Raw genomic sequence first — 19076 nt, 5'->3', positions numbered from 1 at the left:
AAAACAAATTAACCTCTACTATTCATGGCGTGCAGGGCCGCAGCAGGATCGCTTAGGCTTAGTTTGTAGATATCGGCAGTGGCACCGGTATGAATTTCAAATGTATTGTTAGTAAATGCTTCGATTAGGTCGTCTGCAAGTACCGATGGTGCAATGCCATTCTCCCCGCCTATGTCTTTAGAAAAATCAGTGTTTACAAGTGGTGGCATTAACTCAAATACTTTAACCGATGTATCTGCAATGGTAAGACGCAATGATTGCGTATACGAATGCAGTGCTGCTTTACTGGCAGAATATGTTGGAATATAGCCATTAGGCACAAATGCCGCGATAGACGATACATTTACTACAGCACTTTCTTCCTGGCTCTTAAGCACCGGCAGTAATTTCTCGGTTAAGCGAATAACCGACAGGTAATTGGTAATTATTTCTTCCTGAGCGTTTGCAAAAGCATCGGCTTCGCTGCCCAGTTTATAATAGGATGCCGCCCCTGCATTATTAATAAGCACATTAAGCTTAGGGAAATCTTTAGATATTTTTTGTACTAAAGTTTCAACCTCATCAGCGTTAGACACATCTGCTGCAATAGCGGTTACGTTTCCGCCTAATTTTTCGGCTGCTGCCTGAAGCCTGGCCTCATTCCTGCCGGTTATAATAACGTTGTTGCCTTCGGCGATAAATCTCTCGGCTAATGCTAAGCCTATACCGGCGCTACCTCCGGTAATTAATACAGTATTTCCAGTTGTTTTCATTTTTTATTTATTTAATTATGTGGTTATACCACGGTTATATTTTTATTTTATCGTTATAGAAAACATCAATAGTTACCATGATTTTACCACAAAGCCCACAAAGGATTTCACTAAGAACACGAGGCGATACGAGTAAAGCTTGTTTCAAGCCACAAGGACACAAAGCAGTTACGCAAAGCCTTGTGTTCTTCAATCACATTAGTGGGATTGAAAACTTAAATACTTACTTAGTGAACCTTATGAAATCCTTCGTGTACTTTGTGGTAAAGAAATACATGATGTTATCATCTTGTAAAAACTTAGCCTACTTTCTTAAATATTGTACTTGCCGTATGCCCCCCAAAACCAAAGGTATTATTCAGCACATAAGTAATATCGGCCTTTTGTGCTTTGCCTAAAGCAAGGTTAAGCCCGGCAGGAACCTTCTCATCTATATTTACAGTGTTTATTGTAGGCGGAATGATACCGTCTCTTATAGCCAGTATACTAATGATGCTTTCCACAGCTCCGGCAGCACCAAGCAAATGACCCGTCATCGATTTGGTTGCGCCAATAGGCACATTTACACCTTTAAAAACAGTGCTGATAGCGGTAAGCTCACTAATATCACCAAGGCCTGTAGAAGTTGCATGGGCATTTATATAATCTATTTTATCAGGTGTTATTCCGGCATCTGCCAATGCTTTAGTCATGCCCAGTGCAGCACCAAGCCCATCAGGTGGCGTACCCGTTAAGTGATACGCATCGGCAGCCATGCCACCGCCTACAATCTCGGCATAAATGGTTGCGCCGCGAGCCACGGCATAATCATAATCTTCAAGAATAAGGGCACCGGCACCCTCGCCGGCTACAAAACCATCGCGGTCTTTATCAAAAGGACGCGACGCACCCTGTGGGTCATCATTACGTTTTGACAGCGCATGTGATGCATTAAACCCACCAATAGATGATGGTGTTAATGCTGCCTCGCTACCACCCGCTATCATAATGGTTGCTTTTCCTAACCTTATAGTATCAAAAGCTGCTATAATTGCAGTATTAGACGATGCACAGGCAGATACCGTAGCATAGTTAGGCCCATGCAAACCATTACGTATAGAGAGCACCCCGGCAGCAATATCTACGATCATTTTCGGTATGAAGAAAGGGTTAAAGCGTGGTGTGCCATCTCCGGTATGAAATTCACGCAGTTGCTCTTCAAACGTACCAATACCGCCGTTGCCCGATGCCCAAATAACACCCACATCAAACCGTTCGTGCTGCGGCATGCTTACAAAATCAAGGCCGGCATCTTTTATAGCTTCGTCGCTTGCAGCAATGGCATACTGGGTAAAGAGGTCATACTTACGTATCTCTTTCTTTTCTATATAATCTTCGGCATTAAAACCTTTTACCTCACAGGCAAAATTGGTTTTAAACTTAGAGGCATCAAACTTTGTTATGGGTGCTGCACCGCTTTTCCCGGCAAGGATATTTGCCCAGAATTCCGATACCGAATTTCCCAACGGTGTTATTGCCCCAAGGCCTGTTACTACTACTCTTTTCATTTTTTTATTTCGGTTTTTATCAGGTTGGTATATCCTTTTGCGAGGAGGCGTGTACGATCTTCATTCCACACATCACATTGGGCATTAACTAACTGCCTGCCTTTTTTAATGACCTGTGTGTGGGCAATGATAACATCACCTTCTTTAGCGGCAGCAAAATAATCTATAGCCAGGTTTACGGTTACATGAAAGTACGGCTCGCCATAAGCAATTAGCGTTGCGCCAATAGCATCGTCTATCATGGCCGCGGTTATGCCGCCATGAAGTGTACCAAACGGATTGGTCATTTCATGCCTTACCGTATACTGAAACGCAAGGCTGCCTTCATCTACCGAAAGTATTACCGGTTTAAGCCAGTTCATAAACGGCGACGGCGACCCACTAATCTCTTTACCTATGTGTGTTTTTAAAAAAGTTGCTTCTATACTATCCATAACTTTATATTTTATACCAATCGGTATATTGTTTTTGCTAAAAAACGGCTTATCAAAAGCCGCCTTATATTAAACCGCTATATCTGTAATCATTTTTTCTGCCTGTTTAATAACTGCATTTAAACCGTCCATCTTTCCGGTTACTTTAGCAAGCATTACACCACCCTCTATTATGGCAATGTATGCTCCGGCAAATTCTGCATGGTTAACATCGGCATTTATCCTTCCTTCTTCTTGGCCCTTTTTAATAATTTCACTAATAACACTATACCAGTTGTTAATAGCCGCTATTGCCTTTTTACGTAATTCTGTATGCGTATCGTCCGACTCTATTGCCGTATTTAAAACAGGGCAACCATATTTAAAAGCTTCATTAGTATGAATCTCAGAAAAAACTTTGAGCCAAACCCGTAGCTTATCTAAAGTATCCGGCACTTTATCCATCTCCAGCCTGATGGTAGCCTTTATTAATCCATAATTATGGTCGAATGCAGATAGTGCCACTTCATCTTTATTGCTAAAGTTGCCATATATACTGCCCTTAGTTAAACCGGTAGCCTCAGTAAGGTCGCTTATAGACGTTCCTGCATATCCCTTCTGGTTAAAAATAGGTGCCGTTTTTTCTATAATAAACTGCCTTGTCCTTTCTGCCTTGCTCATTGTATCATTTTCTGTTTACAAAATTATACCAATTGGTATTATAATCCAAGTTAATATGATAATAAATAACTATAGCATGATAGCTTTATTAATCTTATGCTAATTAGCGTGCACGGCTACTTTAAAAAAGGTAAATTTGAGTATATCAATTAAACATTATAACCATGCAAATTTCAATAAGAACAGACAACCACATAGAGGGTAGCGACAGGATGGAAAACTACTTTACCGAAGTACTTACTACTACCCTAAAACGATTTGAAGATAAAATAACAAGCCTTGAAGTACACGTAAGTGATGAAAACGGTGGCGACAAAGGTGGCCTTGACGATAAAAGATGCCTTATAGAAGCCCGTGTAAATGGTATGCAGCCCCAGGCAGTATCTCATAACGCACCAAGCGTAGAACTTGCCATAAAAGGCGCTACAGATAAAATGAAAAAACTACTGGAGCACACATTTGATAAAATACGTAGCCATTAATATAAACAGTCATTCTGCTTAAACAAAAAAACCTTCAGCGTAGTGCTGAAGGTTTTTTTATGCCCCCACGTAATAAGTAAACTACTAAAGCAATTTATTAAGCTGTCGTTGTAACTCCGGGTTAGACGGCCTTTTGGCATCGGCATCAACCACATTGCCTTTAGGGTCTATAAGTATAAAGCGGGGTATAGAATGAATACCATACGCCTTTATAAAATCAGATTGCCAGTCTTTATCAGCCATGAGCTGCACACCACCTAAATCATCTTTCGCTACCATTTCCTTCCACTTGTCGTGGTCTTTTGCCTTATCTACAGATATACTTATAAATATAATATTTTTGTCTCTATTCGCTTCTTCTACTTCCTGTAAAAAAGGTATTTCCATTTTACAAGGCCCACACCAAGTTGCCCAGACATCTATATAAACATATTTACCTTTAAACTGGGAAAGCTTAGTGTTACCACCTTTAAAATTCTCAAAATTAAAATCGGGCGATTTTGTGTTAACAAGGCGTTGTTTATAAATTTCTTTCGAAATTTCCTTAGGCAGGTTTTTCCTGTCTATGTAATCTATTTTAAAGGTTAAGTTCATAGCCATCATGTCAGTTTGTGGTTTACTTTTTAAAACAGCAACCCAGGCATCAACCATAATATTTACATCTTTTTGCAACTCCTCATCGGTAAATGCAGCCTTATATTTTTCGACAAGCTTATGTTTGTCCCGTTCCATCCCTACTATAAAATCGTTCTCCTTTGCCCCTGCCCCTTCAAAGTGCAGCGTTTGCACAAAGTTTTTAGCATCGGCAGTTATGGTAAGGTCAAACTCGTTCTCTAACCATATTTGCGTTTTTACATCGCCAACGCTTAGTGTAAACACATTAGCTCCCTGTTGGATTTTACCCTCAAAATGGCCTTTAGCATTTAACGCCATTGCCTTATGCCACCTGCCCGATTTGCTTGTAACCACTACTGAGTCGGCAGTAGTATTTGTTATTTCACCTTTAAAGTTAATAAGGTCAGTTTGGGCAAAGGCGCCGGTGCCTATAAGTAGTGCAAGCAGTAATATTTTCATGGTAAATTGGTATTAAATAAAAAACCCACGCATAAGCATGGGTTAGTAAATATAATAATTAATTACTTACTTAAGTAATTTATCAAGTTGTTCCTGTAATGCAGGGTCAGACGGCCTTTTTGCATCGGCATCAACTACATTACCCTTAGGGTCTATAAGGATAAAGCGCGGTATAGAGTTAATACCGTAAGCTTGAGTAAAATCAGATTTCCAATCTTTATCAGCAATAAGCTGAACGCCGCCTAAAGCTTTATCACCCACCATTTTTTTCCATTTTTCATGGTCTTTAGCAGTGTCTATAGATATGCTTGTAAACACAATGTCTTTACCGTGGTATTTTTCTTCTACTTTTTGCAGGAAGGGTATTTCCTGGCGGCAAGGGCCGCACCATGTAGCCCAAACATCTATGTACACATATTTACCTTTAAAATCTTCAAGCTTGGTGGTACCGCCCTTAAAGTTCTCGTAGTTAAAAGATGGAGACGGTTTTCCTTTTAGCTTGCCTGCTGCAAGAGCCTGCTGAGCCATTTGGGTAAGCTGTTGCTTTTCCTGGCCTAACTGGGCTTTAAGCCCGTTCCTGAATGTTTCATCATAAGAAGCATCGTTAATAACAACCTCAGTATTTTTTACACGCTCGTCTATAAGTTTAGTAAGTGCGTCGCCATTACCTAAAGATGCATTAAGGTTTTCGCCAAAAACTTCGTCCTGCAGCGTTCTTTTAGCAAGGTAATTATTTTCTTTTTCGCCTGTACCTTTAAACTTAATAGTTTCGTCAAACTGTTTGGCATCCATCGTCATGCTCAGGTCGAAGCCATTTTTAAGGTAAACTGTTGCATACTCGGCACCGTCAAACAACTTGTACACTCCCGGTTGCGGTACAGCAAAGGCGTCTGTAAACTTACCTTTAGCATCGCCCTTAATAACTTTTGTAAAAGTACGCGAGCTTACAACAAGCGAGTCGCTGTTGCGGTTTTGTATGGTAGCGGTAAACTTTACCTTATCGGCCTGGGCAAATGCACCGGCATAAACAAAAAGAAGCAGTAATAAGATCTTTTTCATTGTTGAATTAAATTTAGTGTTCGTAAAATTAAAATTTGTTTACCATATAATACATACCTAATTGCAAGTATTTACCTGCCTTACCCCAAATAACATAAATTAAGCCATATGTTACATATTTAGTATATTGCATTACCAACAAATTAAACTATCAAACCCATGAAATTAAAATTTATTGCCGCCGCCCTTACCTTATTTATACTAACAGCATGTAAGCATACTATAGAAACTGTAAAGGTAGAAGGGAAATATACCTTAGACCTGCCTTCTTTTTTAAATAAAACCGACGACCTTAATAAAGCAGCATCATTACAGTATAAAAACGAAATGCGTGAGTTTTATGTACTTGTAATGGATGAGCCCAAAGAAAATTTTCATGAGGTACTTAACGAAGGCGGCCTTGATTATGATAGAGACCTTAACGGCTACAGCGAAATTCTTGCTAAGGATATTGCGAAATCATCGGGCATAGAGATTACACCTAAGCTGCAAAAAACTACAATTAATAACCTTAATGCACGCTTACTGAATTTTCAGGGCGTTGTTAATGGTGTTAACGTTTACTGGAAAATAGCCTATATTGAGGGCAAAAACAGATACTACCAAATATTAACATGGACTCTGCCTGAAAAAAAAGAGAAGAATGCGGAGGCCATGGATGCTATAATAAACTCGTTTAAAGAAACGGATAAGACTAAAAGTCACTAAAATGTTTTTTATTGCATAGAGCATTATTGGTAATAGTTACTAAATTTGCAGCACAAAAATTTATGTAATGTACAGAAGCCATAATTGCGGGCAGTTAACTGCCGCCGATATTAACAAGGAAGTAACATTAGCCGGATGGGTGCAAAAGACCCGTAACAAAGGATTTCTTATCTGGACCGACCTTAGGGACCGTTACGGTATTACCCAATTAATATTTGATGCCGACCGTACCCAGAAAGAGGTTTTTGAACTTGCTGCCACACTGGGCAGGGAGTTTGTTGTACAAGTAACAGGCACCGTTATAGAACGTGAAAGTAAAAATGCAGGTATGGCCACCGGCGATATCGAAATTTTAGTATCGCAGCTAACCGTTCTTAATGCATCGCTTACCCCTCCTTTTAGCATAGAAGACGATACGGATGGCGGAGAAGACATCCGTATGAAATACCGCTACCTTGACATTCGCCGTAACCCGGTTAAAAACAGCCTGCTGTTTCGCCACCGCGTTGCTATGGAGGTGCGAAACTATTTATCATCTCAAGGGTTTATAGAAGTAGAAACACCGGTACTTATAAAATCAACACCGGAAGGTGCACGCGATTTTGTGGTGCCAAGCCGCATGAACGAAGGGCAGTTTTATGCCCTGCCGCAATCGCCACAAACTTTTAAGCAGTTGCTTATGGTGGGTGGTATGGATAAATATTTCCAGATAGTAAAATGTTTCCGCGATGAAGACCTTCGTGCCGACCGCCAGCCGGAGTTTACCCAGATTGACTGCGAAATGGCTTTTGTAGAGCAGGAAGATATTATACAACAGTTTGAAGGGCTTGCCAGCCATTTACTAAAACAGGTAAAAGGTATAGATACAGGCGCTTTCCCAAGGATGACGTATGACCAGGCCATGAAAAAATATGGCAATGACAAACCGGATATTCGCTTTGGGATGGAGTTTGGCGAACTTAACCAGTGGGCACAACACAAAGAATTTGCTGTATTTAACAATTCAGAGCTTGTTGTAGGTATTGCCGTTCCCGGTGCAGCCACCTATACCCGTAAAGAAATTGACGGACTTATAGACTGGGTTAAGCGCCCACAGGTAGGTGCTACAGGTATGGTATATGCAAAATATGAAGCCGACGGAACTATAAAATCATCGGTAGATAAATTTTATGACCAGGCTGATCTATTGCAGTGGGCAGAGATTACCGGCGCAAAACCGGGCGACCTTATACTGGTACTAAGTGGCGATGCCCATAAAACCCGTACACGCCTTAGCGCCCTGCGTATGGAACTTGCAACACGTTTAGGACTAAGAAATCCCGAAGTATTTGCTCCACTATGGGTGGTAGACTTCCCATTATTAGAGTGGGATGAAGATACAGAGCGTTTTCATGCCATGCACCACCCGTTTACATCGCCAAAGCCGGAAGATATTGCTTTACTGGAAACAGACCCCGGAGCAGTACGCGCCAATGCTTATGACCTTGTACTTAACGGTAACGAGATAGGCGGCGGCAGTATACGTATACACGATAAAGCTACACAATCGCTTATGTTTAAATATTTAGGCTTTACAGAGGAGCAGGCAAAAGCACAGTTTGGTTTCCTTATGGATGCTTTTCAGTATGGAGCACCCCCACACGGCGGCCTTGCTTTTGGTTTTGACAGGCTTGTTGCAATATTAGGCGGACAGGAAACTATACGTGATTTTATCGCATTCCCTAAAAACAACAGTGGTCGTGACGTAATGATAGATGCACCTTCTGCCATAGATGATGCCCAACTTAACGAACTGCATATACAGCTTAAGTAATAGGCAATTTCGATATTATATTAGGGCTATTTAACTTTTCAGTTATTTAGCCCTTATTTTTTGGTAATACTTAAAAGGTTTTATTAAAGGTAGTAATGACATTTTAAATATGATTCCTTTAGTATGCCTGCTATATTAAAAATGTTTTAAAAATCCAGCTAAACACTCATAAATAAATAGTTTAAAACATCAATAGAGGCCTAAACTATAGTCTAAAAAAACTATCATTAAAGCAGCAAAAATTATAATTATTGCTTCTTTTTGAATCAAAATAATGATAAAGTCAAATCTTAAATAAAGCTCTTTTTATAACATAATCTACCTAAACTGTAACATTAATTACCACATATTAAAAAATAACCATTTTAAATAATTATTTTTTAAATTAATTAACATATCATATTGTAGTGTCATAAAAAATTTTACCTTTGATATTATTAATTATTTTTTTACTATAATGCGAACAGGTAAAGTTAAATTTTTTATTGAATCTAAAGGTTATGGATTCATTACAGACGACGAAACAGGAAGAGACATCTTTGTACATGCTACAGGGCTTAATGCAGAAAACCTGCGTGAAGGCGATAAAGTAAGTTACATTGAAGAAGACGGAAAAAAAGGTAAAGTTGCGGCCCAGGTGGCATCAATGAGCTAATATATAAATAGTATTGCTTAACCTCTTTAAAACAAGAATCAGCCGCCCTAACCTTAGAGCGGCTTTTTTTATAAATACCTTTACTAATCGTAGTATTTTACAATTTTTTTTACCAATTTGTTAACAATCAAAATGCTGCGATAACAAGTTTATACAAATAAGCATTTTAACAAATTCGATTTTTATTTAGAACCAATAAAAATTAACCGGTAAAAAATTTTCTCTCAAATAATCCTTGAATTTGTTAGAGAATGACGTGTATATTTGTGAATTGTTACACAATAAAACATTTAGTTTATGCAAACCAGCCAGGCAGATTACTTCCCTATACTAATGCAGTTAATACTTGCAGTAGGTTTTGTAACAGGAACTATTTTTGTTTCGGGCAAACTTGGCCCTAAAAGAAACTCGCTTAACAAAGACAAAAACTTTGAGTGTGGTATAGAGTCGGTAGGTAATGCGCGTATTCCATTTTCGGTAAAATATTTCCTTGTAGCCATATTATTCGTACTGTTTGATGTAGAAGTTATTTTCATGTACCCATGGGCGGTAAACTTTCGTGCAATGGGCTTTGAAGGGCTAATAAAAATGGGCATTTTTATGTTCCTCCTTATAGTTGGTTTCTTTTATGTAATGAAGAAAAAAGGACTGGAGTGGGAATAAATTGGGTATGCTTTTTGAAAGTATATACCTGATAATCAAAATTAATTTACAATGAGCAAGTCAACAGATATAAAAATTGTCGACGCTCCTCCGGGAGTAGAAGGCAGCGGTTTTTTTGCAACAAAGCTGGATACAGTTGTGGGTATGGCACGCGCTAACTCACTATGGCCTTTGCCTTTTGCTACTTCATGCTGCGGTATAGAGTTTATGGCAACCATGGCATCGCACTATGATGTGGCCCGTTTTGGGTCAGAGCGTATGAGTTTTTCTCCACGCCAGGCAGATATGCTGCTTGTTATGGGTACTATTGCTAAAAAAATGGCACCTATTTTACGCCAGGTTTACGAGCAAATGGCCGAGCCACGCTGGGTTATTGCCGTAGGTGCCTGCGCATCATCGGGTGGTATTTTTGATACGTACTCTGTACTTCAGGGTATCGATAAGGTAATACCTGTAGATGTTTATGTACCGGGATGCCCGCCAAGGCCGGAGCAAATACTGGATGGCATTATGACCCTGCAGGACATTGTAAGGAATGAATCTGTAAGGAGAAGAAGTTCTCCCGAATATCAAGAACTAATGGCTTCTTATAACATAACGTAATGGCTTTAGAAACATCTGTAATAGAAGATAAGCTTACGGGTAAATTTGGCGACAAAGTTACCGGCTTTATCCAGATAAAAGATATACTATCGTTTGAGGTACATGCCGATGCGATGAACGATGTAATGCGTTTTCTTAAAGAAGACGAATTGCTTCGCTTTAACTTTTTAACCGATGTTTGCGGGGTACACTACCCTGATAACGAGGTTAACAGGCAGTTTGCCACTGTATACCACATGCACAACTGGATGGATAATGTGCGTATACGCTTTAAAAGCTTCTTAAACGGCGAAAAGCCGGAAATAGATACTGCTACCAACCTGTTTTTAAGTGCTAACTGGCAGGAACGCGAAACCTACGATTTTTACGGTATTATTTTTAAAGGCCACCCACAGCTTAAAAGAATTTTAAACATGGACGAGATGGTGTCTTTCCCGATGAGGAAAGAATTTCCGCTGGAAGATGGTGGGCGTACCGATAAAGATGACCGCTTTTTTGGCCGTAAGCCAGACAACGTTAACAATAACTAACCGGGAATAAATTTTTATATAAAATGTCAGACCTGTTATTACCACCAGAGCACCGCTATGCCAAGATGATTGAGCAAAGGCAGAATGAAGACGGCAGCGAGCTCTCTATACTAAACCTTGGCCCTACCCACCCTGCTACGCATGGTATCTTCCAGAACATTCTTTTAATGGATGGCGAGAGGATACTGGATGGCGAAGGTACCGTAGGTTATATACACCGTGCTTTTGAAAAAATTGCCGAAAACAGGCCGTTTTACCAGATAACCCCGCTTACCGACAGGATGAACTACTGCTCTGCCCCCATTAACAATATGGGCTGGTGGATGACTTTAGAGAAAGCTCTGGATATAGAAGTGCCCAAAAGGGTACAGTATTTAAGGGTTATTGTTATGGAGCTGGCACGTATTGCCGACCATATTATATGTAACTCTGTACTTGGTGTAGATACCGGAGCACTAACAGGATTTTTATATGTTTTTCAGTACCGCGAAAAAATATACGAAATATACGAAGAGATTTGCGGAGCCCGCCTTACTACAAATATGGGCCGCATTGGCGGGTTTGAAAGGGACTGGAGCCCTGCTGCCTTTAAAAAGATCGACGATTTTTTAAATGAATTTCCTGATATCTGGAAGGAGTTTGAAAACCTTTTAGCAAGAAACAGGATCTTCATGGACCGTACTATAGATGTAGGGCCAATATCTGCAGAAAAAGCAATGAGCTACGGCTTTACAGGCCCTAACCTTCGTGCTGCAGGTATAGATTATGATGTTCGCGTTATGCAGCCTTACAGCTCTTACGAAGATTTTGAATTTAATGTTCCCGTAGGGAAATCGGGCGATACATACGACAGGTTTTGCGTGCGCAATGCCGAAGTGTGGGAGAGCCTTAGTATAATTAAGCAAGCACTGGCTAAACTGCCTGAAGGGCCTTTTCATGCTAACGTACCCGATTATTATCTCCCTCCTAAAGAGGAAGTGTACCACAATATGGAGGCGCTTATTTACCACTTTAAAATTGTAATGGGCGAAATTCCGGTTCCTAAGACCGAAGTATACCACCCGGTAGAAGGCGGTAATGGCGAGCTTGGCTTTTATCTTATTACAGATGGTAGCCGCACGCCATACAGGCTGCATTTCCGCAGGCCATGTTTTATATATTACCAGGCATTTAACGATATGGTAAGGGGGCAAATGCTATCTGATGCCATTGCAACATTATCAAGCCTTAATGTTATTGCAGGCGAACTGGATGCTTAAATAAGATTATTTTAAATTATAAGTTTTGAATTTTAAATTGCCAGTTTACGGAAAGGCATTTAAATAAAATAAAAGAGATTGGACTATACGTTAAAGTGCTGAATGGCATTTAAAATTTATAATTCAAAATTCTAAATAAAAAGAAGGATGGAGATTAGTCACGCACATCAGGAGATCAATATAACACCCGCTTTGCAGGCAAGGATAGATGAGCTGCTGAGCCACTACCCTGCCGACAAAAAGAAATCGGCGTTGCTGCCCGTGCTTCATGAAGTACAGGACGCACACGATAACTGGCTGAGTATTGGCCTACAGGATAAAGTTGCCGAAATACTTGAAATTAAACCTATTGAAGTTTATGAGGTTGTATCGTTTTACACGATGTACAACCAGAAGCCTATAGGTAAATTTATGTTCGAATTTTGCAGGACTTCGTGCTGTGCACTGCGCGGCGCCGAAGACCTTATGGAGTATACATGCAATAAGCTTGGCGTTAAAGAAGGTGAAACCACGCCCGACGGTTTATTTACCGTTGTAGGCGTAGAGTGCCTGGGTGCCTGTGGTTATGCCCCAATGCTGCAGGTAGGCGACTTTTACAAAGAGCACCTTACAACTGCTAAGGTTGATGCGCTTATAGACGACTGCAGGGCAGGAAAAGTAGATTTACACAAACTGACCATTACTGAATAACAATGGCTACAAAGATATTATTAGAACACATAAACGTACCGGGCATAAAAACCTACGATGTGTACCGCCAACAGGGTGGTTACCGTTCTGTAGAGAAAGCGCTTAAGGGCATGACCCCGGACGAAGTAGTGGAAGAAGTAAAAACCAGTGGCCTTCGTGGCCGTGGTGGTGCAGGTTTCCCTACCGGAATGAAATGGAGCTTTATCGATAAAAAATCGGGTAAGCCAAGACACCTTGTTTGCAATGCAGACGAATCTGAACCGGGAACGTTTAAAGACCGTTATTTAATGGAGTACATTCCGCACCTTTTAATAGAGGGAATGATCACTTCAAGCTACGCACTGGGCTGTAACCTTAGTTACATATACATTCGTGGCGAGTATATGTGGGTGTACCGCATATTGGAAAAAGCAATTAAAGAAGCCTATGCCGCAGGATGGCTGGGTAAAAATATATTAGGTACAGGCTGGGATTTAGAGCTGCATGTACACTGCGGTGCCGGAGCTTACATTTGTGGCGAAGAAACTGCACTTATAGAATCGCTGGAAGGTAAAAGGGGCAACCCAAGGATAAAACCACCATTCCCGGCTGTAAGCGGTTTATGGGCTAACCCTACAGTGGTAAACAATGTAGAATCAATTTCGGCAGTGCCGTGGATCGTGAATAACACCGGAGCAGAATATGCTAAGATTGGTGTAGGCCGTTCTACAGGTACAAAACTATTTTCTGCATCAGGACACTGTAAAAATCCTGGCGTATACGAAATAGACATGGGTATGACGGTAGATGAATTCATGAATTCTGACGAGTATCTTGGCGGAATGATGAACGACAGGCCGCTTAAAGGGTTAATCCCGGGAGGATCATCGGTGCCTATATTACCTACAAACCTTATTTTTAAAACAGCAGCCGGTGAAGACCGCCTGATGACATACGAATCGCTTGCCGATGGTGGCTTTGCAACAGGATCATCATTAGGGTCGGGAGGTTTCATAGTTTACAATGATACTTCGTGCATAGTTCGCAATACCTGGAATTTCTCAAGGTTTTACCACCACGAAAGCTGCGGGCAGTGTTCGCCGTGCCGTGAAGGTACCGGATGGATGGAAAAAGTATTGCACCGTATAGAAAACGGCCACGGGCGCGAAGAGGATATCGACCTGCTTTGGGATATCCAGCGAAAAATAGAGGGCAATACAATATGCCCACTTGGCGATGCAGCAGCATGGCCGGTGGCAGCGGCGATTCGCCACTTTAGGGACGAGTTTGAATACCACGTTCGCTTCCCTGAAAAAATCAAGAACAGAGACCATTTTGTAAATGAGCCTTTTGAAAAGGTGAAGCATTTGGTAGCTAAACAAGTAGTAGTATAGTAATGAAGAAGATTTTAATACTTTTGTCGGTTTTTTCTTTTGTTCCTGCTTTCGCGCAATGGGAAGCAAATGTTTTAGACCTGACCACCAATGATCTTGTGTATGATGCTGTGACTAATAAGTTATACGCCTCTATACCAAGTGCTAATGGCAGTAATGGCAACAGCATTGGTATTATCAATATTCAGACGCCTACGCTTGAAAATACAGTATTTATAGGAAGTGAGCCTACTGTACTTTGCATAACAGACGACGGGCAGTATATCTATGCCGGATTCAGTGGGTCGGCTATTGTAAGGAGGTTTAATATCGCAGCACAAACTGCGGGTTTACAATTTGCCCTTGGCAGCGACTCTTTCCTCGGGCAGTTTTATGCTGCAGATATTGAGGCAGTACCGGGGCAGCCAGGTGCAGTTGCTGTTTCTCGAAAATATACAAGCGTTAGTCCAGAATTTGCAGGTGTTGCCGTTTATGATGAAGGTGTTGTACGCGCAAGTGTAGTTAACAGATCTGGTGGCGAAATTAGCAATCAGATAGAATTTAAAGATAGCACTACCCTATTTGGGTATAATAATGAAACTACCGGGTTCGATTTTAACAGGATGGCTGTTAACGCAGGTGGGGTTACGCTTGTAGGGAACTATGGTAATACGCCCTCGGGTTATAATTTTTCACTGGATTTTACCTTTGCCCAGGATAAAGCCTTCTTTACAAACGGAAGTGTTGTAGATGCCACGGCTACGCCGTTTATATCAGGTACGTTTGCCAATGCTAATGGCCCAGTAGCCTACGATTATGCGAATAACTTAGCTTGTTATGCAAGTTCTCAAAACGAATCCCTTACATTTAAAAGATACAACCCTGAAACGTTTTTGCTTCAGGATGCACTGGCAATAAACGGGGTATTTGGTAATGCTAAGAGCATTGTAACATGTGGTAATGGCTATTACGCCTTTAATACGACAGATAACAAAGTTGTTATACTCCATGATACCTCATTAGGTATCGAGGTTCCTATAGCTAATGGTTTGAAATTATACCCAAACCCGGCATCGGATATCGTTAAGATTGATATTGCAAATTCGTTAACTATTGAAAAGGCTGCTATTTTCGGTTCAACTGGCATTAAAGTATACGAGAGTAAACCTGACAACAAGAGCATAAACATCAGTAATCTGTCATCGGGTGTATACCTTGTGCAACTAACAGATAACAATAATAATATTTACACTAAAAAGATTATTAAACTATAATTTTAGTGTCACTATAGCGCATAAAACAATGAAAGTAACAATAGACGGCCAGGAAATAGACGTAGAACCGGGGACCACCATCCTGCAGGCTGCGCGCAAAATAGGCGGCGAATCCGTTCCGCCAGCCATGTGCTATTACTCTAAACTTAAAGGAAGCGGTGGTAAATGCCGTTGCTGCCTGGTAGAAGTTTCTAAAGGCAGCGAAGCCGACCCAAGACCTATGCCTAAACTTATGGCATCTTGTGTAACGGGCTGTATGGACGGTATGGAAGTAAAAAGCATATCATCTGAAAGGGTTGTAGATGCCCGTAAATCGGTAACGGAATTCCTTTTAATAAACCACCCGCTTGATTGCCCTGTGTGCGACCAGGCCGGTGAGTGCGACCTGCAAAACCTTAGCTTTAAGCACGGTGCTGCAAAAACACGTTTTATTGAAGAGAAGCGTACCTTTGAGCCTGAAAACATTGGCCCAAACATTCAGCTTCACATGAACCGCTGTATTTTATGCTACCGTTGTGTAATGACCGCCGACCAGCTTACCGATAACCGTGTGCATGGTGTATTGAACAGGGGTGACCATTCGCAAATTTCTACAGCGATATCTAAAGCTATTAATAATGAGTTCTCGGGTAACATGATCGATGTATGCCCTGTGGGAGCCCTTACCGATAAAACATTCCGCTTTAAACAAAGGGTTTGGTTTAACAAACCTTATAACGCGCACAGAAATTGTACTAAATGTTGTGGTAAAACCACGCTCTGGATGTTTGGCGACGAGATACAAAGGGTTACTGCACGTAAAGATGAGTACCACGAAGTGGAAGAATTCATCTGTAACGAATGCCGTTTTGACCATAAAGACACTGCCGACTGGGTAATTGAAGGCCCTCGTAAATTCGAGAAAGATTCGGTTATCAACCAAAACAATTATACAAGGAAAATTACCCCTGTAAAAATTGAGACAGAACATAACATACTTCTTGGCCGCGACCAGGACCGTGTAAAAATAAGTATGCCTGCTGTGCCGCTTAGGCTGGAGGAACAGGAAATATATAAAGAAGGTAACGTATAAACTATGGATCAAGCAATTATTATAGAGAAAGGCATATTTATAGTAGCAATTTTTGCTATTACCATGCTTTTTGCCATGTATGAAACCTTAGCCGAGCGTAAAATTGCCGCATGGCTTCAGGACAGGATAGGCCCTAACCGCGCGGGTCCGGGTGGTATATTACAGCCGCTTGCCGATGGTTTAAAACTATTTTCTAAAGAAGAATTTTTCCCTGCTACACAAAACAGGTTCCTGTTTATATGTGGCCCGGCCATATCTATGATAACCGCTTTAATGACGAGTGCCGTAATTCCGTGGGGAAGCAGCCTTAATATTATGGGCCGTGATGTGGTGCTTCAGGCAACAGATATTAACATTGGTATCCTTTACGTTTTTGGTGTACTGTCTATAGGTGTTTACGGCATCATGATAGGCGGATGGGCATCAAACAATAAATTCTCCCTAATGGGTGCTATGCGCGCTGCATCTCAAATGATATCGTATGAAGTTGCTATGGGACTTTCTATCATTGCATTAACAATGATGACACAAAGCCTTAGCCTTAGCGATATTGCAGCTGGCCAGCACGGCTGGAGATGGAATGTTTTATACCAGCCTGTAGGGTTCCTAATATTTTTAGTATGTTCTTTTGCAGAAACTAACCGTACCCCTTTTGACCTTGCCGAGTGTGAGGCAGAACTTATAGGTGGTTACCATACCGAATATTCATCAATGAAAATGGGCTTTTACCTGTTTGCTGAATATGCGAGCATGTTTATATCGTCTACAGTATTAGCAGTACTTTACTTTGGGGCTTACAATTATCCCGGTATGGACTGGGTTAAGGATAATGCAGGCGCAAACATTGCGAGCATTTTAGGAATTGGGGTGTTATTTATAAAAATATGCTTCTTTATATTCTTTTACATGTGGATACGCTGGACGGTGCCAAGGTTCCGTTACGATCAGCTTATGAAACTGGGCTGGAAGATGCTTATACCTCTTGCAATAGCAAACATTGTAGTAACAGGTATATTAATCTTATTTTTTGATAATAATTTACACCTGTAACAGGGTTAAACGATAAATAAAATGTCAATACAAAACATATCATTATCGGGAAAGAAAATTGAGGTTTCTAATAAAAAGATGACCTTTCTGGAAAGCCTGTACCTTGTGGCAATTGCCAAAGGCCTTGTGATTACTATAAAACACCTTTTTACAAGAAAGGTTACTATAAAATATCCTGAAGAAACCCGTGAACTTAGCCCCGTTTATCGCGGACAGCACATGCTTATGCGCGATGATGAAGGCCGTGAGCGTTGTACTGCCTGTGGACTTTGTGCCCTTTCATGCCCTGCAGAAGCTATTACTATGAAAGCTGAGGAGCGCAAGCCGGAGGAGAAACACCTGTACAGGGAAGAGAAATATGCTTCTATTTATGAAATAAACATGCTGCGCTGCATTTTTTGCGGCCTGTGTGAAGAAGCCTGCCCTAAACAGGCTATTTACCTTACTAAAAGCAGGGTAATGGTAAAATCTAACACTGACAGGGAAGAATTTATTTACGGAAAAGAGAAACTTGTTATGCCGCTTGATATGGCTATCAGGAATACCCAAATGCAAACGGCTAACTAATATGATAACAATTGTATTTTATATCTTATCGGCTATAACACTTGGTACTGCGTTTTTAACTATACTTAGTAAAAATCCTATACATAGTGCCATTTACCTTGTACTATGCTTCTTTTCTATAGCCGGGCATTACCTTATGTTTAATGCGCAGTTTTTAGCTATAGTACACATTATTGTATACTCAGGAGCCATCATGATCCTTATGCTGTTTACCATAATGCTTATGAACCTTAATAAAGAAGACGAACGGCACAAACCTATACTTTCGCGCATTGCTGCCGTAGTATCATTTTGCCTTGTGGCATTTGTACTGCTTGCAACTTTTATTAAGGCGCAGCCGGCATTAAGGGAGTATAAAGTATCCGGACAGGATTACCAAAGCATACAGGTACTGGGTAAAGTATTGCTTAACGATTATATGGTTCCGTTTGAATTTGCATCGGTACTACTTTTAGTATCTATGATAGGTGCGGTACTATTATCTAAAAAAGAACACATCAATAGTTAGTATGGAAAATATTTTACAGGAAATAGGCATAGACAACTACATTTACCTCGCTACCCTGCTGTTTTGCATAGGTATCTTTGGTGTATTGTACAGGCGTAACGCCATTGTTATGTTCATGTCTATAGAAATTATGCTTAATGCCGTTAACCTTTTGCTGGTAGCTTTTTCTACTTACCACCAGGATGCAGCCGGACAGGTATTTGTATTTTTCTCTATGGCGGTTGCCGCTGCAGAGGTTGCTGTGGGCCTTGCCATACTGGTAGCGGTTTTTAGAAACCACAACGGTATTGATATTGATAACTTAAAGAATTTAAAAGGATAACG

The 19076-nt window shown here is 40.7% G+C and carries 22 protein-coding genes; 16 read left to right on the top strand and 6 right to left on the bottom strand.

Translation table 11 applies throughout. The annotated features are described in order from the left end of the window. Positions 1 to 8: 8 nt before the first annotated feature. The 4 genes from F565_RS0111335 to F565_RS0111320 form a co-directional block, all read right to left on the bottom strand. Positions 9 to 752, bottom strand: a complete 744-nt coding sequence (locus F565_RS0111335; RefSeq protein ID WP_020213346.1) for an SDR family oxidoreductase — start codon at positions 750 to 752, stop codon at positions 9 to 11. Positions 753 to 1051: 299 nt separating this feature from the next. After that, complete coding sequence (gene fabF, locus F565_RS0111330) at positions 1052 to 2299, bottom strand: beta-ketoacyl-ACP synthase II (protein ID WP_020213345.1); 1248 nt, start codon at positions 2297 to 2299, stop codon at positions 1052 to 1054. Next, positions 2296 to 2733: a PaaI family thioesterase gene (locus F565_RS0111325; RefSeq protein ID WP_020213344.1), complete on the bottom strand. Its 438-nt coding sequence runs from the start codon at positions 2731 to 2733 to the stop codon at positions 2296 to 2298. Before F565_RS0111325 ends, fabF begins: the two co-directional genes overlap by 4 nt. 69 nt (positions 2734 to 2802) lie before the next feature. Further along, positions 2803 to 3393: a TetR/AcrR family transcriptional regulator gene (locus F565_RS0111320; protein WP_020213343.1), complete on the bottom strand. Its 591-nt coding sequence runs from the start codon at positions 3391 to 3393 to the stop codon at positions 2803 to 2805. Between the two features lie 164 nt (positions 3394 to 3557). Here F565_RS0111320 and F565_RS0111315 point away from each other — a divergent pair, with 164 nt between their 5' ends. After that, positions 3558 to 3875 carry an HPF/RaiA family ribosome-associated protein gene (locus F565_RS0111315; protein WP_020213342.1) on the top strand — a complete coding sequence of 106 codons (318 nt, stop codon included), beginning with the start codon at positions 3558 to 3560 and terminating at the stop codon, positions 3873 to 3875. An 84-nt stretch (positions 3876 to 3959) separates the two neighbouring features. Here F565_RS0111315 and F565_RS0111310 read toward each other — a convergent pair whose 3' ends face one another. Continuing rightward, positions 3960 to 4949 (bottom strand): TlpA family protein disulfide reductase, encoded by a 990-nt coding sequence (locus F565_RS0111310; protein ID WP_020213341.1) that lies wholly within the window; start codon positions 4947 to 4949, stop codon positions 3960 to 3962. 66 nt (positions 4950 to 5015) lie between these two features. Beyond that, positions 5016 to 6008, bottom strand: a complete 993-nt coding sequence (locus F565_RS0111305; RefSeq protein ID WP_020213340.1) for a TlpA family protein disulfide reductase — start codon at positions 6006 to 6008, stop codon at positions 5016 to 5018. Between the two features lie 159 nt (positions 6009 to 6167). Here F565_RS0111305 and F565_RS0111295 point away from each other — a divergent pair, with 159 nt between their 5' ends. From F565_RS0111295 to nuoK, 15 genes are all read left to right on the top strand, one after another. Continuing rightward, positions 6168 to 6716, top strand: coding sequence for a PsbP-related protein (locus tag F565_RS0111295; RefSeq protein WP_020213338.1), 549 nt, complete (start codon positions 6168 to 6170; stop codon positions 6714 to 6716). Between the two features lie 67 nt (positions 6717 to 6783). Next, on the top strand, positions 6784 to 8529 hold the full coding sequence (gene aspS, locus F565_RS0111290; RefSeq protein ID WP_020213337.1) for an aspartate--tRNA ligase: 1746 nt from the start codon (positions 6784 to 6786) through the stop codon (positions 8527 to 8529). A 457-nt stretch (positions 8530 to 8986) separates the two neighbouring features. Beyond that, positions 8987 to 9184, top strand: a complete 198-nt coding sequence (locus F565_RS0111285; protein ID WP_020213336.1) for a cold-shock protein — start codon at positions 8987 to 8989, stop codon at positions 9182 to 9184. A gap of 297 nt (positions 9185 to 9481) precedes the next feature. Continuing rightward, positions 9482 to 9847 carry an NADH-quinone oxidoreductase subunit A gene (locus tag F565_RS0111280; RefSeq protein WP_020213335.1) on the top strand — a complete coding sequence of 122 codons (366 nt, stop codon included), beginning with the start codon at positions 9482 to 9484 and terminating at the stop codon, positions 9845 to 9847. 51 nt (positions 9848 to 9898) lie between these two features. Further along, positions 9899 to 10450, top strand: coding sequence for an NADH-quinone oxidoreductase subunit B (locus F565_RS0111275; RefSeq protein ID WP_020213334.1), 552 nt, complete (start codon positions 9899 to 9901; stop codon positions 10448 to 10450). Further along, entirely contained in the window at positions 10450 to 10980 is a 531-nt protein-coding gene (locus F565_RS0111270) for an NADH-quinone oxidoreductase subunit C (RefSeq protein ID WP_020213333.1), read from the top strand. The genes F565_RS0111275 and F565_RS0111270 overlap by 1 nt, the downstream gene beginning before the upstream one ends. 23 nt (positions 10981 to 11003) lie before the next feature. Continuing rightward, entirely contained in the window at positions 11004 to 12239 is a 1236-nt protein-coding gene (locus F565_RS0111265; protein ID WP_020213332.1) for an NADH-quinone oxidoreductase subunit D, read from the top strand. A gap of 147 nt (positions 12240 to 12386) precedes the next feature. Further along, entirely contained in the window at positions 12387 to 12929 is a 543-nt protein-coding gene (locus tag F565_RS0111260) for an NADH-quinone oxidoreductase subunit NuoE family protein (RefSeq protein WP_020213331.1), read from the top strand. 2 nt (positions 12930 to 12931) lie between these two features. After that, entirely contained in the window at positions 12932 to 14302 is a 1371-nt protein-coding gene (nuoF, locus tag F565_RS0111255) for an NADH-quinone oxidoreductase subunit NuoF (RefSeq protein WP_020213330.1), read from the top strand. Between the two features lie 2 nt (positions 14303 to 14304). Next, a complete protein-coding gene (locus F565_RS22375) occupies positions 14305 to 15555 on the top strand; it encodes a T9SS type A sorting domain-containing protein (protein ID WP_020213329.1) in 1251 nt (416 codons plus the stop codon). A gap of 28 nt (positions 15556 to 15583) precedes the next feature. Then, positions 15584 to 16627 (top strand): NADH-quinone oxidoreductase subunit G, encoded by a 1044-nt coding sequence (locus F565_RS0111245; protein ID WP_020213328.1) that lies wholly within the window; start codon positions 15584 to 15586, stop codon positions 16625 to 16627. 3 nt (positions 16628 to 16630) lie between these two features. Next, positions 16631 to 17677 carry an NADH-quinone oxidoreductase subunit NuoH gene (gene nuoH / locus F565_RS0111240; protein WP_020213327.1) on the top strand — a complete coding sequence of 349 codons (1047 nt, stop codon included), beginning with the start codon at positions 16631 to 16633 and terminating at the stop codon, positions 17675 to 17677. 21 nt (positions 17678 to 17698) lie between these two features. Further along, positions 17699 to 18244: a NuoI/complex I 23 kDa subunit family protein gene (locus F565_RS0111235; protein WP_020213326.1), complete on the top strand. Its 546-nt coding sequence runs from the start codon at positions 17699 to 17701 to the stop codon at positions 18242 to 18244. Position 18245: 1 nt separating this feature from the next. Next, positions 18246 to 18752, top strand: coding sequence for an NADH-quinone oxidoreductase subunit J family protein (locus F565_RS0111230; protein WP_020213325.1), 507 nt, complete (start codon positions 18246 to 18248; stop codon positions 18750 to 18752). Position 18753: 1 nt separating this feature from the next. Beyond that, positions 18754 to 19074, top strand: a complete 321-nt coding sequence (nuoK, locus tag F565_RS0111225) for an NADH-quinone oxidoreductase subunit NuoK (RefSeq protein ID WP_020213324.1) — start codon at positions 18754 to 18756, stop codon at positions 19072 to 19074. Positions 19075 to 19076: the final 2 nt, after the last annotated feature.

The sequence above is a fragment of the Flavobacterium rivuli WB 3.3-2 = DSM 21788 genome, assembly GCF_000378485.1.
Lineage (GTDB): Bacteria > Bacteroidota > Bacteroidia > Flavobacteriales > Flavobacteriaceae > Flavobacterium > Flavobacterium rivuli.
The sequence above is the reverse complement of the archived record's forward strand: the minus strand, read 5'-3'. Positions and strand labels throughout refer to the sequence as shown.

Coding starts and splice junctions, on each gene's coding strand:
- F565_RS0111335 (WP_020213346.1), bottom strand. CDS start 752: ATGAAAACAACTGGAAATACTGTATTAATTACCGGAGGTAGCGCCGGT.
- fabF (WP_020213345.1), bottom strand. CDS start 2,299: ATGAAAAGAGTAGTAGTAACAGGCCTTGGGGCAATAACACCGTTGGGA.
- F565_RS0111325 (WP_020213344.1), bottom strand. CDS start 2,733: ATGGATAGTATAGAAGCAACTTTTTTAAAAACACACATAGGTAAAGAG.
- F565_RS0111320 (WP_020213343.1), bottom strand. CDS start 3,393: ATGAGCAAGGCAGAAAGGACAAGGCAGTTTATTATAGAAAAAACGGCA.
- F565_RS0111315 (WP_020213342.1), top strand. CDS start 3,558: ATGCAAATTTCAATAAGAACAGACAACCACATAGAGGGTAGCGACAGG.
- F565_RS0111310 (WP_020213341.1), bottom strand. CDS start 4,949: ATGAAAATATTACTGCTTGCACTACTTATAGGCACCGGCGCCTTTGCC.
- F565_RS0111305 (WP_020213340.1), bottom strand. CDS start 6,008: ATGAAAAAGATCTTATTACTGCTTCTTTTTGTTTATGCCGGTGCATTT.
- F565_RS0111295 (WP_020213338.1), top strand. CDS start 6,168: ATGAAATTAAAATTTATTGCCGCCGCCCTTACCTTATTTATACTAACA.
- aspS (WP_020213337.1), top strand. CDS start 6,784: ATGTACAGAAGCCATAATTGCGGGCAGTTAACTGCCGCCGATATTAAC.
- F565_RS0111285 (WP_020213336.1), top strand. CDS start 8,987: ATGCGAACAGGTAAAGTTAAATTTTTTATTGAATCTAAAGGTTATGGA.
- F565_RS0111280 (WP_020213335.1), top strand. CDS start 9,482: ATGCAAACCAGCCAGGCAGATTACTTCCCTATACTAATGCAGTTAATA.
- F565_RS0111275 (WP_020213334.1), top strand. CDS start 9,899: ATGAGCAAGTCAACAGATATAAAAATTGTCGACGCTCCTCCGGGAGTA.
- F565_RS0111270 (WP_020213333.1), top strand. CDS start 10,450: ATGGCTTTAGAAACATCTGTAATAGAAGATAAGCTTACGGGTAAATTT.
- F565_RS0111265 (WP_020213332.1), top strand. CDS start 11,004: ATGTCAGACCTGTTATTACCACCAGAGCACCGCTATGCCAAGATGATT.
- F565_RS0111260 (WP_020213331.1), top strand. CDS start 12,387: ATGGAGATTAGTCACGCACATCAGGAGATCAATATAACACCCGCTTTG.
- nuoF (WP_020213330.1), top strand. CDS start 12,932: ATGGCTACAAAGATATTATTAGAACACATAAACGTACCGGGCATAAAA.
- F565_RS22375 (WP_020213329.1), top strand. CDS start 14,305: ATGAAGAAGATTTTAATACTTTTGTCGGTTTTTTCTTTTGTTCCTGCT.
- F565_RS0111245 (WP_020213328.1), top strand. CDS start 15,584: ATGAAAGTAACAATAGACGGCCAGGAAATAGACGTAGAACCGGGGACC.
- nuoH (WP_020213327.1), top strand. CDS start 16,631: ATGGATCAAGCAATTATTATAGAGAAAGGCATATTTATAGTAGCAATT.
- F565_RS0111235 (WP_020213326.1), top strand. CDS start 17,699: ATGTCAATACAAAACATATCATTATCGGGAAAGAAAATTGAGGTTTCT.
- F565_RS0111230 (WP_020213325.1), top strand. CDS start 18,246: ATGATAACAATTGTATTTTATATCTTATCGGCTATAACACTTGGTACT.
- nuoK (WP_020213324.1), top strand. CDS start 18,754: ATGGAAAATATTTTACAGGAAATAGGCATAGACAACTACATTTACCTC.